General features: G+C 40.7%; 14 protein-coding genes. 3 read left to right on the top strand and 11 right to left on the bottom strand.

The window, feature by feature from the left end:
- Positions 1-112: 112 nt before the first annotated feature.
- Positions 113-976 carry a GRP family sugar transporter gene (locus tag CEQ83_RS05895; protein WP_014461163.1) on the bottom strand — a complete coding sequence of 288 codons (864 nt, stop codon included), beginning with the start codon at positions 974-976 and terminating at the stop codon, positions 113-115.
- 453 nt (positions 977-1,429) lie between these two features.
- Complete coding sequence (locus CEQ83_RS05890; protein ID WP_014461164.1) at positions 1,430-2,407, bottom strand: carbohydrate kinase family protein; 978 nt, start codon at positions 2,405-2,407, stop codon at positions 1,430-1,432.
- A gap of 455 nt (positions 2,408-2,862) precedes the next feature.
- Here CEQ83_RS05890 and CEQ83_RS05885 point away from each other — a divergent pair, with 455 nt between their 5' ends.
- Positions 2,863-3,189 (top strand): cyclic-phosphate processing receiver domain-containing protein, encoded by a 327-nt coding sequence (locus CEQ83_RS05885; protein WP_155017106.1) that lies wholly within the window; start codon positions 2,863-2,865, stop codon positions 3,187-3,189.
- 215 nt (positions 3,190-3,404) lie between these two features.
- On the opposite strand, the gene CEQ83_RS05880 is transcribed toward CEQ83_RS05885, so the two are convergent.
- The 5 genes from CEQ83_RS05880 to CEQ83_RS05860 all read right to left on the bottom strand — a co-directional run bounded on the left by CEQ83_RS05880 (position 3,405) and on the right by CEQ83_RS05860 (position 9,221).
- Positions 3,405-4,241 carry a formate/nitrite transporter family protein gene (locus CEQ83_RS05880; protein ID WP_155017105.1) on the bottom strand — a complete coding sequence of 279 codons (837 nt, stop codon included), beginning with the start codon at positions 4,239-4,241 and terminating at the stop codon, positions 3,405-3,407.
- Between the two features lie 24 nt (positions 4,242-4,265).
- Complete coding sequence (cobA, locus tag CEQ83_RS05875) at positions 4,266-5,036, bottom strand: uroporphyrinogen-III C-methyltransferase (protein WP_155017104.1); 771 nt, start codon at positions 5,034-5,036, stop codon at positions 4,266-4,268.
- Positions 5,037-5,107: 71 nt separating this feature from the next.
- The gene (gene nirD, locus CEQ83_RS05870) at positions 5,108-5,434 is read right to left on the bottom strand and encodes a nitrite reductase small subunit NirD (protein WP_047751458.1); all 327 of its coding nucleotides are present in this window, start codon (positions 5,432-5,434) and stop codon (positions 5,108-5,110) included.
- Positions 5,435-5,452: 18 nt separating this feature from the next.
- The gene (gene nirB / locus CEQ83_RS05865) at positions 5,453-7,867 is read right to left on the bottom strand and encodes a nitrite reductase large subunit NirB (protein ID WP_155017103.1); all 2,415 of its coding nucleotides are present in this window, start codon (positions 7,865-7,867) and stop codon (positions 5,453-5,455) included.
- Positions 7,868-8,474: 607 nt separating this feature from the next.
- Positions 8,475-9,221: an SGNH/GDSL hydrolase family protein gene (locus CEQ83_RS05860; RefSeq protein ID WP_155017102.1), complete on the bottom strand. Its 747-nt coding sequence runs from the start codon at positions 9,219-9,221 to the stop codon at positions 8,475-8,477.
- Between the two features lie 464 nt (positions 9,222-9,685).
- Between CEQ83_RS05860 and CEQ83_RS05855 the strand changes: the two genes are divergently transcribed.
- Positions 9,686-10,177, top strand: coding sequence for a sigma-70 family RNA polymerase sigma factor (locus tag CEQ83_RS05855; RefSeq protein ID WP_045293088.1), 492 nt, complete (start codon positions 9,686-9,688; stop codon positions 10,175-10,177).
- 106 nt (positions 10,178-10,283) lie between these two features.
- Here CEQ83_RS05855 and CEQ83_RS05850 read toward each other — a convergent pair whose 3' ends face one another.
- The 4 genes from CEQ83_RS05850 to garR all read right to left on the bottom strand — a co-directional run bounded on the left by CEQ83_RS05850 (position 10,284) and on the right by garR (position 14,706).
- Positions 10,284-10,763 (bottom strand): competence protein ComK, encoded by a 480-nt coding sequence (locus CEQ83_RS05850; RefSeq protein WP_155017101.1) that lies wholly within the window; start codon positions 10,761-10,763, stop codon positions 10,284-10,286.
- Between the two features lie 139 nt (positions 10,764-10,902).
- Positions 10,903-12,261, bottom strand: a complete 1,359-nt coding sequence (locus CEQ83_RS05845) for a GntT/GntP/DsdX family permease (protein ID WP_013055857.1) — start codon at positions 12,259-12,261, stop codon at positions 10,903-10,905.
- Positions 12,262-12,367: 106 nt separating this feature from the next.
- Entirely contained in the window at positions 12,368-13,807 is a 1,440-nt protein-coding gene (locus tag CEQ83_RS05840) for a four-carbon acid sugar kinase family protein (protein ID WP_155017100.1), read from the bottom strand.
- Positions 13,804-14,706 carry a 2-hydroxy-3-oxopropionate reductase gene (garR, locus tag CEQ83_RS05835; protein WP_155017099.1) on the bottom strand — a complete coding sequence of 301 codons (903 nt, stop codon included), beginning with the start codon at positions 14,704-14,706 and terminating at the stop codon, positions 13,804-13,806. Before garR ends, CEQ83_RS05840 begins: the two co-directional genes overlap by 4 nt.
- Before the next feature lie 293 nt (positions 14,707-14,999).
- Between garR and CEQ83_RS05830 the strand changes: the two genes are divergently transcribed.
- Positions 15,000-15,626 (top strand): GntR family transcriptional regulator, encoded by a 627-nt coding sequence (locus CEQ83_RS05830; protein ID WP_075422293.1) that lies wholly within the window; start codon positions 15,000-15,002, stop codon positions 15,624-15,626.
- Positions 15,627-15,650 lie beyond the last annotated feature (24 nt).

Genomic DNA, 15,650 nt, shown 5'->3' with positions numbered 1-15,650 from the left:
TGACTTTAACTAAGGTTTTGAGGCTACCCCGCAAGGGGTGCCTCAAAACCTTAGGTCTAGAAAAACCCCCATGGCTGCACTCTAGCCATGGGGGTTTTTCTACATCGATATATTAAGCGTGGGCTTTTGCGAGGCCTATGCAGATACCGCCTGAAATAATCAGTACACTCGCAAGAGATACATAGAATAATTGACGCTTTGTTTTCTTTTCTCCCAAGAATACAATACCGCCAAAGATAGAAATAACAATACCCATTTGCGATAATGAAAAGCTTGTTGCTACGCCTAGTCTTGATTGAGATAAGAATAAGAACATATTTCCAGATGCCCAGATTAGACCTGGTAAGATATTACGAATCGTATATTTGTTAAATGGCTTATGTTTGTATGTAATGATTAAACCGCCAATTAACATACCAATTGCTTGCGGGAATAGTGCTGCCCATGCGTCTACGTTGAAAATACGTGCGATAACGACGTAAACTAAGAATCCAAGACTTGAAATGATAAGAGTAATGACTCCTTTTTTCGTTTGTCCTGGAGTCCCTTGTGCTCCTTCTTTTTTACCGTCTAATGAAGAAAGCACAACGCCTGCTAGTATTAAAAGAATCGCAATAGATCCAAGCACAATCGTTTGAAGCGTTGACCATTCTTTAAATACAATAACACCAAAAAGAGCTGTTGATACTAATTGCATACCCGTTGAAATCGGCATTGACTTTGAAACCCCAAGGTATGGAACACTTTTAAACTGATTGCTTTGACCTACTGACCAGAACAAACCTGAAACAATTCCGACAATAACGAGCGTTGGCGTTAACACCGGCTGCACAATCATAAACTGAACAAATGAAAGAATCAAAGCTCCAATAATTGTTCCAAGCGTTTGACTGTAAGGTCCACCGCCCATCTTCATACTAACTAAAATCATGCTTCCCCACGCAACGGAAGGAAGAACACCTAGCAAAATATCCATCTTTCTCTTAACCTACTTTCCTATTTCTAATCTATGTACATCGTATGTAACGACCTGCTGCTTTTCTTTTACCAAGGGCTACACGCTTGTTCCCCCTCGAATATTCCCCCAAAGGTTCACCTAAGCGTCTGATGCCTACCCCGCAAGGGGGGCAACAGACGCTTAGGTCTAGAAAATTTAATAGGATCGCTCTTTAATCCTATTAAATTTTCTACATCGATAAATATATAACGTTTTCATAATTGGTGGTAAAACCGCTATTTCCTGCTGCTCGTATTATACTAACACGAACATTTATTATTTAGCTAGAAATTTTTTTGATTATTTTTTAAAAACAGAAAAAATTTTTTTCTTCTTGCTCCGCAGCTCGCTTTTTCCTCTTATGTGATCTGCAATCAGCAGAAACGGACGCCTCTGCTGATTGAAAATAAGAAGAGATAAAGCCTTTTCATTTTAGTTAGCTACAGGCTTACAAAATTGCTCGACTACTTCTTTGGCTGGAATGGAACTGATCGCACCTTTTCCAGTTGTCGTTAAGGCACCGCTTGCATTTGCAAAGCGCAAAATAGCATCGTGGTCAGAATCAAGAATAGCCGTTAAGTTTTCTTGTGACACGTCGCGGCTTAATAGCTGATAAAGGAATCCGCCAATAAACGCATCTCCTGCACCTGTTGTATCAACAACCGCTACTTTGTAACCGTTTGATTCATAGACAGCTTCTTTTGTATAAAGCGTTGCGCCTTCTGCACCTTTTGTGAACACAACTACTTGAACGTCACCTGTAAATAGAGACTGAATCGCTTGCTGTTCATCTTCAATGCCTGTGATAAACGCTAGCTCGTCGTCTGAAATTTTGACAATGTGCGCTTGAGGAATAAATTCTAAAATCGTTTGACGGCATAGCTCATGGTCTTTCCACAGTGGAAGACGTACATTTGGATCAAAGCTGATAACTCCGCCTTTTTCTTTCATGCTTTTAATCGCTTTCATATGAGCGTATTTCATAGGACTTTCAACTAAATCAACCGAACAGAAATGAAGAAGATCGTTGCTTGCAAACCAATCAGGGTTAATTTCGTCTTCCGTTAACAATAAATCTGCTGAAGGATTACGATAGAAGCTGAAATCTCTTTCTCCGTCTTCACGCAGGGAAACGAAAGCTAAAGCTGTGTTTGCTTCTTCTGTACGATAGACCATATCAGTACCTACTCCTACTTCACGAAGCGTATCTACTAGAAAGTCTCCAAACGCATCTTCTCCAACTTTTGTAATAAGCGCTGACTCATTACCGTATGTAGCAACAACTGCTGCAACGTTTGCCGGCGCTCCGCCTGGCACACGCGTAAACGATTCCACTTCTTTCAATTGAAGACCCTTTTGAGCTGGAATCATATCAATTAATACTTCACCGATACTAAATAACTTACCCATTCTATTCACCTTACTTTTCTTTTTTGTCATATTGTCATACTATGTTCCAAAAAATCCTTAAATCAAATTATACGTCCCAAACATCTTTTTCGTAAAGAGAAATTTCCAATTTATTTTAAAAAAATCGCAAATTATCGTTTTTTTCTCACAATCTTTTATTCATTAAACCTTTTCCATCCCTTGTCAAATCTGGGATTTAAATGACCTTGTTAAACAAAGATCACAGAATAAAAAAAGTTAATTTCCAGTTTAAACTGTTTATCTATTCACTTTTCGTTCGACATCTCTTTCCTTATTTCCTGTTTATTCGCCGTGAATATGCAAATAATGATAAAAATTCGTGTTTTTACCCCTATTTAAGAAGGAATAGCTTAAAACGTGTCGAATAGACTTAGGTAGGTATATGACATTATGTATGTTACACTAAATACAAGGCAAGGAAGGGAGAATCAGTCATGAAAATCAATGTTTTTCTAGACGACTATCGCAAGTGCCCTGACGGTCATGTTTTAGCCGAAACGATTGACGAATGTATTGATCTGCTAAGATCATTCGAGGTTGAACATTTGTCACTCGATCACGATTTACTCAGCAAGACACGGAATGGATTAACGCTCGTGCATTTTATGGTAAAGCATCATTTATATGCCGATCGAATTACGATTCACTCCGCTAATCATTTAGGCAGCAAAGCAATGTACAACTGCTTTAAAAAAGCTCAAAAAGAGCATAAAATGCCAAACAACATTAAAATTCTAAGATGCCCTCTGCCTCTTCGATGATATCTGCAACCTCACACATTCATTTCAACAGAATCTGTCCGGATTCAATTCTCACAGACTTCCTGTTTCTATAAAATGAAGAACAATACTGCTTGTTCGATACGTACAGATGTGAATACGCTTTAAGCAGTTTATATTATATAGAAGAAAACCGCTCTAAAATACCGTTATGATGGCTTTAAAAGCAGACTATATGGTACAAAGAGCGGTTTTTGCTATTTAGACAGTTTAGCAGAATCCAAATCAGCTGAGAGAGCAGCCGGCTGTTTTTTAGCTTCTTTTAGCTGCCTAGCATTCACAAACCAGTAAATGCTTCCTACAAACAGGCCTCCCCCTACGATGTTTCCGAGCGTAACAGGAATTAAATTATGAAATAGGCCAGCAGCCGAAATCGTATTGGGATGCGGAAGCAGTAAAGCCAGGCCAAGAAACGTCATATTTGCCACGCTGTGCTCGTATCCTGAAGCAACAAATGCAAATAGCATCCAGAAAATAAGCATGATCTTTGCCGCATCACTTTTAGTGCGCGAAGCCGTCCAAATCGCCAGACAAACAAGCCAGTTGCAAAGGATGCCGCGAAAAAACAATTCACTGACCGGCAAATTCATTTTTTTAGCTGCCAGCGTCATGAGTAAATGATTGAGTTCAATTCCTTTAAACAAACCGGTTCCCGTAATTAACAAACAAAGCCCAAATGCTCCTATCGCATTTCCGATAAAACACCACGTCCAGTTTTTGAACGTATCTTTCCATGTGGTGACTCCTGATAGCGTACTGACCGTATAAACCATATGATTCCCCGTAAACAATTCAGCTCCTGCAAATACAACAAGCAGGAGAGCAACAGCAAAAGATAACCCCATCACAAGAGAAACGACCGGTAAAGAAGCAGAAGCTAAAGGCGCTCCTACCGATAGAGCTAATATAACGCCAAGTCCCACGTAAGCACCCGCTAGTACAGCTAACAGCAAATAACTCGGTAAATGATCATTCACAAGCTTCGTTTTTTCACGGGCTAACTCATTCATTGACTGCAGTGAATTCTTAAGCAAAAGCGTTCCCTCCTTTTATTCATACTAGACGCATACTTTTTCTTCTGTTTTTTCCAAAAACCAAGAAAGAGCAGAAGCTTGCTTCACCACTTCACCAATCACAATCATCGCGGGATTACTCACTTGCTGTTCAGCAGCCGTATCTACGATTGTACCAAGAGTGCCTGTAACCGTGCGCTGATAAACAGACGTGCCTTGTTCAATAAGAGCAACCGGCGTATCTGCGCTTTTCCCCGCTTCTAAAAGCTGACGGCAAATATAAGGCAAGTTTTTAACGCCCATATAAATCGCAAGCGTATCAACTCCTTTTGCTAAATGCTCCCAGCGAATACTTTCCGGCTTGCCGCTCAAGCAGTGTCCCGTCACAACGGCAAACGAACGGCTCAGCTCACGATGGGTCACAGGAATTCCAGCATAGGCCGGTGCCGCGATGCCTGCTGTAATACCCGGAACGACTTCAAATGGAATTCCATTCTGAACGAGCACTTCTGCTTCTTCCCCGCCTCTTCCGAAAATAAACGGATCTCCGCCTTTTAACCGCACGACGGTGCTTCCTTTTCTTGCGTAGAATACAAGTAAATCATGAATGTCCTCTTGAGAAACGCAGTGATCACCAGGCTTTTTCCCGCAGTAGACGAGTTCCGTTCCTTCTTTTGCATACTGAAGAAGAACAGGGTTCACTAATCGGTCATATAAAATAACGTCTGCTTTTTCTAAACATTTGGCTGCTTTTATCGTTAGCAAATCTGGATCTCCTGGTCCGGCTCCTACAATGTACACTTTTCCTGTTCTCATTTTTGCTTCGCTCCTTTTAGTGTGTCCCCTTGAATTTTTGTGGCGCGTTGAAAGTCAACGCGCCACGGTACTTATTCTTCAATTAAAAGATACAGCAAATCTCCTTCAACAGACGCTTCGTACGTGTCTACACATCCGCTATCAGGCTCTTGTACGTTACCGTCATGCAAGCAAATTTTCCAGTCGTGCATCGGACAAAACACCGAGTCGCCGCTCACGATTCCTTCACTTAGCACCCCGCCTTTATGCGGACAGCGATTTTCAATTGCCCGGATTTTTCCGCTTGATAGCTTAAACACCGCAATTTCTTTTCCGTTTGCTTTCACTGTTTTACCCAGGCTTACTGGAAAATCATGAATCGATCCTACGCATACTTTTGTAATGTTTTTATTCACCATTTTTATTTCCCCCCAGCTTTATGATGTGACAACTGTTTCGAACAGCTCTTTTTTCGTCTTTTTGCTTTCGACGATTTCTTTCCAAGGATCACGGTACGTAGATAACGCTTCGTCCATACGCATATTCAGCTCTCTTCTCGTCTCAGCGTCATCAAGCACTGACTGAATGTGCGAAAGTCCCATGCGCTCAATCCATGCAGACGTACGCTCTAAGTAATTAGCCGTTTCTCGGTAATACTGCAAATAAGCTCCTGTAATGTCCATCAATTCTTCGTCTGTTTTTACTTTATACAACAGATCTCCGCCGCGAAGATGTGTACCTCCATTTCCGCCCACGTAAATTTCCCAGCCGCCGTCAATTCCAATAAAGCCAATATCTTTAATACCTGACTCAGCACAGCTTCTTGGACAAGCAGATACAGCCATTTTCACTTTATGAGGCGTCCATAGTCCTTCAAATTTTTTCTCAAGCGCAATTCCAACGCCCATTGAATCCTGCGTGCCAAAACGGCAAAACTGTTCGCCGACGCATGTTTTCACCGTTCGCAGCGACTTACCGTACGCGTAGCCAGAAGGCATATCTAACTCTTCCCATACGCTAGGCAAATCTTCTTTTTTGACACCAAACAAATCAAGACGCTGACCACCCGTCACTTTTACGAGCGGAATTTCATATTTATCAACAACATCTGCAATTTTTCGTAAATCTTCTGCGTTGGTGACGCCTCCGTACATGCGAGGAACAACAGAGTACGTGCCGTCTTTTTGAATATTCGCGTGCATGCGTTCATTCACAAATCGTGATTCGCGTTCATCAACGTATCCGGTCGGATTCACCATACCTAAATAATAATTCAGCGCCGGGCGGCATTTCGAACAGCCTTCTTCATTGTTCCAGCCGAGTACATTCATAACTTCACGCGTATGCGAAAGGCCTTTTGCTTTAATTTCTTCGACAACTTCATCTCGTGACAGAGTCGTACAGCCGCAAATCGCTTCTTTTTGAGCCGTAGCGTCAAAGTCAGCGCCAAGCGTATCCTGAAGCACTTCCGCTACAAGCGGTTTACATCCTCCGCAAGAACGAGAGGCACTTGTACAAGCTTTGATTTCATCAACCGATGAGCATCCTTGTTTTTGGATAGCTTCCACAATCGTACCTTTTGTTACGCCGTTACAGCCGCAAATAATATCATCGGCGCTCATGCTTGCTACTAAGCTTTCACCCGCGCTACCGCCAGAAGGCTGTAAAATTGACACTTTTGCTACATCGGATACATCTTCTTGCTTTTGAATCATTGAAAACAGTCGATTTCCGTCGCTGCTGTCTCCAAAAAGAACGGCTCCTACGATTTGATTGCCTCGCAAAACAAGCTTTTTATAAATGCCGTCTTGTTCATCGAACACTTTGATCGCTTTTTTCTCTTCATCTTCCGTGAAATCCCCTGCCGAAAACACTTCAACACCTGATACTTTTAGCTGCGTGGATAAAACTGACCCTTCATAAGGCACTTTTTCTGCCCCGCAAATCGCTTTTGCTAATGCTTTTCCTTGTTCATACAAAGGTGCCACCAGTCCGTATACCATTCCTCTATGCTCTGCACATTCTCCAACCGCGTAGATGTTTGGAATATCCGTTTGCATATAGTCATTCACAACAATTCCTCGGTTTACATTAAGTCCCGCTTCTTTTGCAAGCTGAACGTTTGGCTTAATTCCAACGGCCATCACGACCAAATCAGCTTCTAAAAACGTCCCGTCTTTAAAAGATAATCCTTCAACTCGCTCATCGCCGACGATTTCCGCCGTTTGTTTTTCAAGCAAAAATTTCATGCCTTGTTTTTCTAATTCGTTTTGAAGCAATTTGCCCGCTGTTGGATCGAGCTGACGTTCCATTAAATACGGAGCTAAATGAATCACAGATACATCCATCCCTAGATTTAACAGACCGCGCGCCGCTTCTAATCCAAGCAGTCCGCCTCCAATGACCGCTGCTTTTTTATACTGCTGAGAAGCCTGCAGCATTTCATCCGTGTCTTTTATATCTCGAAAAGCCGTAACTCCTTTTTTATCAGACCCTGGAATCGGAAGAATAAAAGGAAGAGAGCCCGTTGCTAAAATTAATTCATCATATGATTCTACTCTGCCGCTGTTCGTCGCTACTTCTTTTTTTACTGAATCAATACTAGTAACTGTTTCGCCCGTATATAATGTAATATTGTTTTCTTGATACCAGTTCCAATCGTTTAGCGTAATATCTTCAACATTCGTATCTCCTTGCAGCACTTTTGACAGTAAAATACGATTATAGTTCGGATGCGGCTCGCTTCCGAAAATCGTAATTTCAAACGCTTCGTTTGAAACCTTCAATACTTCTTCAATCGCTCGAACTCCAGCCATTCCATTTCCAATCAATACGAGTTTCTTTTTTTGCATCTTCCATTCCTCCCCTGGCGTCTATACCTGCTTGTTTCAAAGATATATTTTCTATGCATCTTTAAAGATATATTTAAGATATATGAATTTTCTGAATTGTTCAACTTATGTGTTAGGTTATCTAACACAGTTATGGTATGTATGCGATTCCATTGCTTTAACAGCAAGCAAAAAAAATAAGTGGTCTAATTACGTTTTAATTTGGATCAGCCTTTGCATTTTATTTTGTGATGTTTTTCACAACATTAATTTAGCAAGAATAAATAACCTGAGCTATGATAAAAATCACTCCTATATGTTGACAAGTCAAAAATAAAAATCCTAAAAATTCTTTATAAAGAATTTTTTAAACAAACCGTTCTTTATAGTATTTACTATCACTCTTTTATTCTTTATAATGAATATATAGACCTTTATAAAGAACAGAACAGAGAATTAACATGCCACTCGTAAACATTAAAAAACTTTGGACTCCTTTAGAAATCTTTGGCTTTAAGCTTTATAAGTGTAGAGATACAAAAAGCTACTACTATAAAACGAGGAAAAGTCATAATCTTATAAAACTATAAAAAACAAGCCCTCTTTCTTTTGAAAGAGGGCTTGTTTTTTATTCTCCTGTAAACCAATTCACAACATATTCTCCCCACACTTCATTTCCTTTTTTCGTTAAATTACCGCTGTCTTTATTGATATACTCGCCTAAATGAAACGGCCAAATGAGCGAGTGATTCATATAATATACCCAGTTTGCTTCAGAGACTCCCCTGATCGCTTCTACCCCTTCTTCATAGGACTCGGTTTGTGAAATATATGGCTGTGAAGGCTGAATCATAAGGGTCTTTTTCAAGTCTTTGAGCTGATGAATTAGCTTGTCTGTATTTTCAAGCGTCTCATCTAGCGTAAGGTGCTGATAATCATTTTTAAGAGGTGCTTCAAACAGAATAATGTTTGGCTGAAGTTGATCAATTTGATCGGCAATATGTGAGGATAAAAGCTCATCGGTTGTCCCGTTACCATATGAAAGTGTTTTGACCGTAAATACATCACGTCCATATGTAGCTGCTAGCTCTTTTTTTAACTGCTGTGGCCACCCTGTTTCCTTTGCGGACGTGGCAATTACAAGAGTCAGAGGCTTTTTATTTACGATAGATGACTGGATTTGCTTTGTGATAAAGTCTGGAAGATTTTTTGTATAAGCAGATACATCAGAAAACTGTTTTTCTTTATGTACAACAGCAGTTTTTACTTCACTTGCCTGCGCTTCCGTTTGCTCCTGCCAGTGCTGCGTCCCCGCATACATCACCGCCCCGCACAAAACAGCCGCCGCCACATTTACCCCAACCATCGCCTTCATTCAATCTCCCCTTTACCCACTTTTTAAAAACCAACTATATTCTGCCCACCCAACTTACATTCAATAGAATAAACAAAGAGACAAACACAAAAATACTACACTGAATTTGCCCAAAAAGGTTCACCTATGCGGCAGGCGCAAACCCGCAAGGGAGGGTGACTGCCGCTTAGGTCTAGCAACTCTACCATCACCGCTCTTCCGTGATGGTAGAGTTGCTACATCGATATATAAATAGTATAGATTAGTAGAATTTGGAATGGGGGACCTTTCGTACGTAAAATCTCTACAAATACACGTATACTTCGCATATTTCCTAGCGAAACGTGAAGTTTCCGGGGAAATTACGTCACGTTTCTTAAAAAGAAAACATAATGTACGCTCATTCGCACATGTCATCTTCCCCTTGTACAGTAGAGATACCGGCGGAATACAGCAAAAACGCGTTTTTGAAAAAGGAATGCTACATGCAAAAAAGCTCGTTTGATCAAATCGCTTCATCTTTTCATCCATTAATTGTGTCGATGATTAAAAAATTTCATATTTACAAAGACTACGACGAATATTATCAAATTGCGTTAATTGGTTTATGGAGAGCGTATCAAAAATTCGATGAAAGCAAAGGCTCTTTTTCCGCTTATGCCTACACAACCGTGCGGGGTACGATTCTTTCTCATTTAAAAGGCACCATTTTATACGAAGAACGTGAAACACCGGCTGAGCAGAACCTGCTTTCACTAAACGAAGATCACGCTCTTCCCGTTCCGCTAGAAAGTGAAATTATTAAGCAGCATATCGAACACTTAACGGGAAGAGAAAAAATCTATGTACTGGAACATCTGCTAGAAGGCTACTCGTATAAAGATATTGCCTACAAATACGGAGTTTCCACGGGAGCCGTTAAAAACTGGGGAAAAGCCGCTCGCAAAAAGCTAAAAGCCTCACTTCTTCAGGAATAAGAAAAGGAGGAAGCTTATTTTAAGCTTCCTCCTTTTTTACATATGTGTAGTCCCATGCAACCGATTGTTCATATGTAGGACAAGTTCGTTTGATAAATCGAACGAACTACGCTAAAAAAATCGGACTTTCTAAACAGTAATTACGAATAACAGCCGCTCTGGCCAGCTTTTTTTCTAAACTATAATAAGAAAGCTTAACTGGAATGAACGTTCCATCTTTGAAGTGAATTAGCATGGAGGTTGGATCAACTGTAGCAAGCGTGTGTGAAGTATGAACATGAGAGGCAAAAATCCAGGCGCAGCCATAGTCATTTGGCGAAGATGTCGGAAACGCAATGATGGCTTGTGAACGATTAATAACAAGCGGCGTAAGCTGTTTGTACGGAAACATTTTTCGAACGGCGGCAATAGAGCCGTTAAACGTACTTAATTCTCGAATGCACGCTTCTTCTAATAATTGCTTACAGGTCTTGCTTAGCATGTATTCTCCTGCTTCATCTAGCACCTTCGTTCGGTGCACAGGATCATTCACTGGAATTAATGCTTTTGTCGTCAAACCAATTTGATACTTTTCATCATTTGTCATACATCTACCCCCTTTGCTACTTTATAACTATTCTATACTATCGAAACGGGAAAAATCTAGTCTTTTTTTCTCATTATTTGAAATATTTTGAATATATTTCAAATCCAAAGAAAAAAGCGCTGAAGCCAGCGCTTTTCTTTTAAATAAAAATGTCTAAAATAAGAACCATTGCAAACGCTGCAAATGATAGAATCGTTTCCATCACTGTCCACGTTTTTAACGTTTGGGCCACTGACATGTTGAAGAATTCTTTGATTAACCAGAAGCCAGAATCATTTACGTGCGATAGCATTACAGAACCTGCGCCTGTTGCTAGCACCAATAGCTCTGGGCTTACGTTTGGCATCGTTGCTGCAATTGGTGCGACAATACCTGCTGCTGTGGTCATGGCTACTGTTGCTGAACCAACTGCTGCACGAATTAACCCGGCAATCACAAATGCTAACACGATAGGAGAAAGATGTGCATCTTGAGCAAATCCTGCAATCGCGTCACCTACACCGCTTGCTGTTAAAATTTTGTTAAAACCGCCGCCTGCACCGATGATTAAAATGATCGAAGCAACGGGTCCAAGACATTCGTTTGTGAATTTTAATAAATCGTCTTTGTTGTATCCTCTTGCAAAACCGAACGAATAAAAAGCAAACACTAGCGAAATTAACAGCGCTACGATTGGACTTCCGATAAAGTTTGTTACATAGCGAATCGTACTTGTTTCTGGATAAACAAACCCAGTGATTGTTGCTAAAAGCATTAATAGTACCGGTAGTAAAATCGTGAATAACGTAATGCCGAAACCAGGAAGATCTTTATGCTTCGACTCTGTGAACTGCTCCATAATTTCACCCGTTGGCTCTACGTGAACACGGCGTGAAATGAACGATCCGTAAATAGGACCTGCCACTGCTGCAGCTGGGAATGCCACAACTAATGAATACAAAATCGTTTTACCTAAATCTGCTTTAAAGATATCTACCGCTAGCATCGCTGCCGGATGTGGAGGTACTAAACTGTGAACAACGGCTAAACCGGCAATTAATGATAAACCAATTTTAATAAGTGACGTACCCGTATGCTTGGCAATTACAAACACAAGTGGAATTAATAATACAACCCCTACTTGGAAAAAGACTGGGATACCGCAAATAACGGCTACAACCATCATTGCCCAGTGTACGTTCTTTTCACCGAATACTTTAATTAACGTGCGGGCAATACGCTCGGCTCCGCCTGACTCTGCCATCATTTTACCTAACATCGTTCCAAGACCAAGAACAATCGCGATAAATCCTAAGACGCTCGCTACTCCTTCTTGGAAAGCCGTTACGATATCAGGCAGCTTCATTCCTGAAATAAGACCCATAAACAAAGCCGCGACAATTAGCGCTACGAACGGATTTGTTTTAAACTTAGCAATTAAAAAGATAAGTCCAACGATCGATACAATCGCATACAGCAAAAGACTTGCTTCATGACTTAATCCGAATACTGAATTCATATGTTCATCCCCTTAATGTGACCATTTTTCATGTACGTACATCCAAATAATGTATACGCTTTCAAACAATTTCTAAAGTGAACGCACATCGTACGTTCACTTCTTTCTATTTACTTAGTAATTCAACCGTTTCACGAAGCGTTGTTTTGGCTCCAACATTCCCAGGGAAAATGATGTATGCAATGCCTGGAAACTTGCTTTCCTCTCCCGTTACCCATACCGGAATGCCGGGCTTGATTTGTCCAGCTACCGTCGCACGCTTTACAGACAACCCGTTTACCCCAATATCACTTGAGGTAATGCCGCCTTTTGCGACGATAAAGTTTGGACGAACGTTTAAGCGTCGAACAATGCTTGTAACCGCATCTGAAATTTTTACCGATAATTTAAGCTCTTCTTCTTTTTTGCCTTCGCCAAGATCTAAGCGCTCGCGTCTTGTATACACAGCTACCGTTTGACCTTTGGAAATAAGCTTCTCTGCTTCATTGATAATACGGTTCACTTCTTCTTCAAACTTTTCAGGTTCTAAGACAAGATGACAATCAAATTCAATAAATTCAATGAAGCTGCATTTCTTTAATTCTTCTAACTGCTCCGTTGTTTTTTTAACATGCGAACCAACCATAATTAATCCGCCGTTTGACGACTTCTCTTTAATGAGCTCTTCTTTTGTTAAAAGGTCTTTGTCGCTCACGCCGCCCATTACTTTTGTTAAAGCCGCAGCGCTTCGATACATAAAATGTTTTCCAAGCTTCATCGCACGAAGAAGCGCAATCGTCACAACTTTTACGTCCACGTAATCCACTGCATTCACAACTACTTTGTTAAAGTCTTTCACTTCCATTAACTGATTTGTGATCGTCACTAAATCAAGTGCACGAATGCTCCCAAGCGAAATATACGTCGTATGACTTGCTTTAAATTTTCCTTCTGACTTTTCTTCCACCCACTCGCCTAAATGAGACTTACTGTAGCCAAACGTACGGTCTTTTGCAAACTCCGTTTCTCCTGCCGGCACTAAGTAGTCTTCATCCTGCACGTAGTGAATGTTATCAACTGTGAATCGTCCGCCTTCTTTAAAGAAAGGAAAGATCACTTCACCGTCAAGCACTTGGTTTGAGTGCTGTTCAACGGTTTTCTTTAATACTTCCGTTTCTAACGGATAGTGACCGCGAAGAGTTGAATCACCTCTGCTGATAATTAAAAACTCTTTATTTACTTCAGCCGCTACCTCTGTAATAACAGCAGCAATGTCCGCGTGCGCTTTTTCCGTTTCAGAAGCGGTAAATCCGCGTGAATTTGTTAGAATAAAAAACATGGAATTTTCTTCTAAAAACCCTTGCTTGATGCTGTCTTTGCTCCAGTCTGTGTACACGGAAATACCGTTAACCGTTTGAACACCCGTTGGATCATCATCCAGTACGATGATTTTTTGGTTGAACGTCAGAAGCTCTTCGTCGAGCATTTTTTGCACAAGTGCTTCATCGATCGCTGGAATGTTTTTAAACACGTCGCTTACAAGGCGTTTTTCTTGTTGTTTAATCATGCTTCCACCTTCTTTTTCACTTCAACGTTTGCTAACTTTTCATAGTACTGTACAATTCCGCCGTGATCATCGCTTGCTTTTCCGTCTACTTTTAACGCATGGAAAATTTCCACAAGCTGACTTGAAAGCGGAAGCGGTACGCCAATGTCATGAGCCGTTTCCATCACGTTTGTCATATCTTTTAAGTTAATATCAATGCGTCCGCCTGCTACAAAGTTGCGGTCTAAAATAAGCGGCACTTTTGCATCTAATACAGCACTTCCTGCTAACCCGCCGCGAATCGCTTGATACATTTTTTCAACGTCAATGCCTGCTTTGGCTGCTAGTACAAGCGCTTCAGACATTGCTGCAATGTTTAAGTTCACAATCACTTGATTTGCAAGCTTAGCCGTTACGCCGCTTCCATTGTCACCAACAAGCGTTACTTCTGTTCCCATCGCATGAAGAATAGATGAAACGCTTTCAAAGATGTGTTCATTTCCTCCGACCATAATCGCAAGCGTGCCGTCAATTGCTTTTGGCTCTCCGCCGCTAACCGGAGCGTCTAGCATGTGAATTCCTTTTTGTGCAAGCTCAGCCGCAATTTCTTTTGATGCTACCGGCGAAATGGAACTCATATCGATGATAACGCTTCCTTCTTTTGCGCTATGAATCAACCCTTCTTCTCCAAGAACTACGCTTTTTACATGATGTGAAGCTGGAAGCATCGTGATCATCACGTCGCTGTTCACTGCAACTTCAGCAAGACTTTCTGCTCCAAATCCTCCTGCTGCTTTCACTTCTTCTACTGCTACTTTATTAATATCGTAAACCGTTACCTCAAAACCTGCTTTTAATAAATTGAGCGTCATCGGTTTTCCCATAATTCCAAGTCCAATAAATCCAACGCGTTTTGTCATTTTCGTTTCCTCCCCTTGTTGTATACGTTTTCAAATACGTTTTAAAAAAGAATGTATACGTTAAAATATTTTTTGTATACATTTCTGATAATTTTGTATACACTCATCATATTCGCATTTTATTTATTTGTCTAGCCTTTTTTTAAATGAAATTTATTTCTAAAAGCGAAACTTTCCGTCCCACCTTTTCACAAGTTATAGTATGATTTGGGTATACGCGTACAAAATGATAAAAAATAAAGAGAGAAAGAGACGAGATTTTCTCGTGTCGAATGCTAGAGGTGAAGTAGAGTATGTTAAGAAATCAAGGTTCTCGTTCGTCTCATCACCCTTCTTATGAGATGATTCGAGATAAAATTTTAAACGGTGAGCTTGAAGGCGGTACAAAAATCGTCGAAGAAAAATTAGCGAGCGAGCTTGGATTCAGCCGAACGCCGATTCGTGACTCCATTAGACGCTTAGAATATGAAGGACTGATTGTTCGAAAAAAAGTCGTGTCGCCGACAGAAAAAGACTTACGCAACTTGTTTGAAGTGCGAATGCTGCTAGAAGGCTCAGCTTCTAAAGCTGCGGCAACTTTTTTATCTGATAACGAATTAGAAGAATTAAAGGAATGCGTAGACATCGGAAGAAACGGCTCGTTTGAAGAAATTATGAGCGCCAATGAGCGTTTTCACGCTATTATTGTGAACGCAAGCAACAATGACGTAATGATTAACATCATCGACCGCATGCAGTCCATCATTTACTTATTCCGTCATACAGTCGTATTTTACAACCGCCCGTTTTTAATTGACGAACACGAAGACATTTATAAAGCGATTAAAGAACGCAATGCTGAAAAAGCGGAAGCGTTAATGCAGGAACACCTTCAAAAAGACTTAGAGTTTTGCCTGCATTTACTTCAAAGAAGACAATAAAAAAGCTGCCGATTGGCAGCTTTT

This window comes from Priestia megaterium, from assembly GCF_009497655.1.
Taxonomy (GTDB): domain Bacteria; phylum Bacillota; class Bacilli; order Bacillales; family Bacillaceae_H; genus Priestia; species Priestia zanthoxyli.
This window is presented reverse-complemented; position numbering and strand designations above follow the sequence as displayed.

Coding starts and splice junctions, on each gene's coding strand:
- CEQ83_RS05895 (WP_014461163.1), bottom strand. CDS start 976: ATGGATATTTTGCTAGGTGTTCTTCCTTCCGTTGCGTGGGGAAGCATG.
- CEQ83_RS05890 (WP_014461164.1), bottom strand. CDS start 2,407: ATGGGTAAGTTATTTAGTATCGGTGAAGTATTAATTGATATGATTCCA.
- CEQ83_RS05885 (WP_155017106.1), top strand. CDS start 2,863: ATGAAAATCAATGTTTTTCTAGACGACTATCGCAAGTGCCCTGACGGT.
- cobA (WP_155017104.1), bottom strand. CDS start 5,036: ATGAGAACAGGAAAAGTGTACATTGTAGGAGCCGGACCAGGAGATCCA.
- nirD (WP_047751458.1), bottom strand. CDS start 5,434: ATGGTGAATAAAAACATTACAAAAGTATGCGTAGGATCGATTCATGAT.
- nirB (WP_155017103.1), bottom strand. CDS start 7,867: ATGCAAAAAAAGAAACTCGTATTGATTGGAAATGGAATGGCTGGAGTT.
- CEQ83_RS05860 (WP_155017102.1), bottom strand. CDS start 9,221: ATGAAGGCGATGGTTGGGGTAAATGTGGCGGCGGCTGTTTTGTGCGGG.
- CEQ83_RS05855 (WP_045293088.1), top strand. CDS start 9,686: ATGCAAAAAAGCTCGTTTGATCAAATCGCTTCATCTTTTCATCCATTA.
- CEQ83_RS05850 (WP_155017101.1), bottom strand. CDS start 10,763: ATGACAAATGATGAAAAGTATCAAATTGGTTTGACGACAAAAGCATTA.
- CEQ83_RS05845 (WP_013055857.1), bottom strand. CDS start 12,261: ATGAATTCAGTATTCGGATTAAGTCATGAAGCAAGTCTTTTGCTGTAT.
- CEQ83_RS05840 (WP_155017100.1), bottom strand. CDS start 13,807: ATGATTAAACAACAAGAAAAACGCCTTGTAAGCGACGTGTTTAAAAAC.
- garR (WP_155017099.1), bottom strand. CDS start 14,706: ATGACAAAACGCGTTGGATTTATTGGACTTGGAATTATGGGAAAACCG.
- CEQ83_RS05830 (WP_075422293.1), top strand. CDS start 15,000: ATGTTAAGAAATCAAGGTTCTCGTTCGTCTCATCACCCTTCTTATGAG.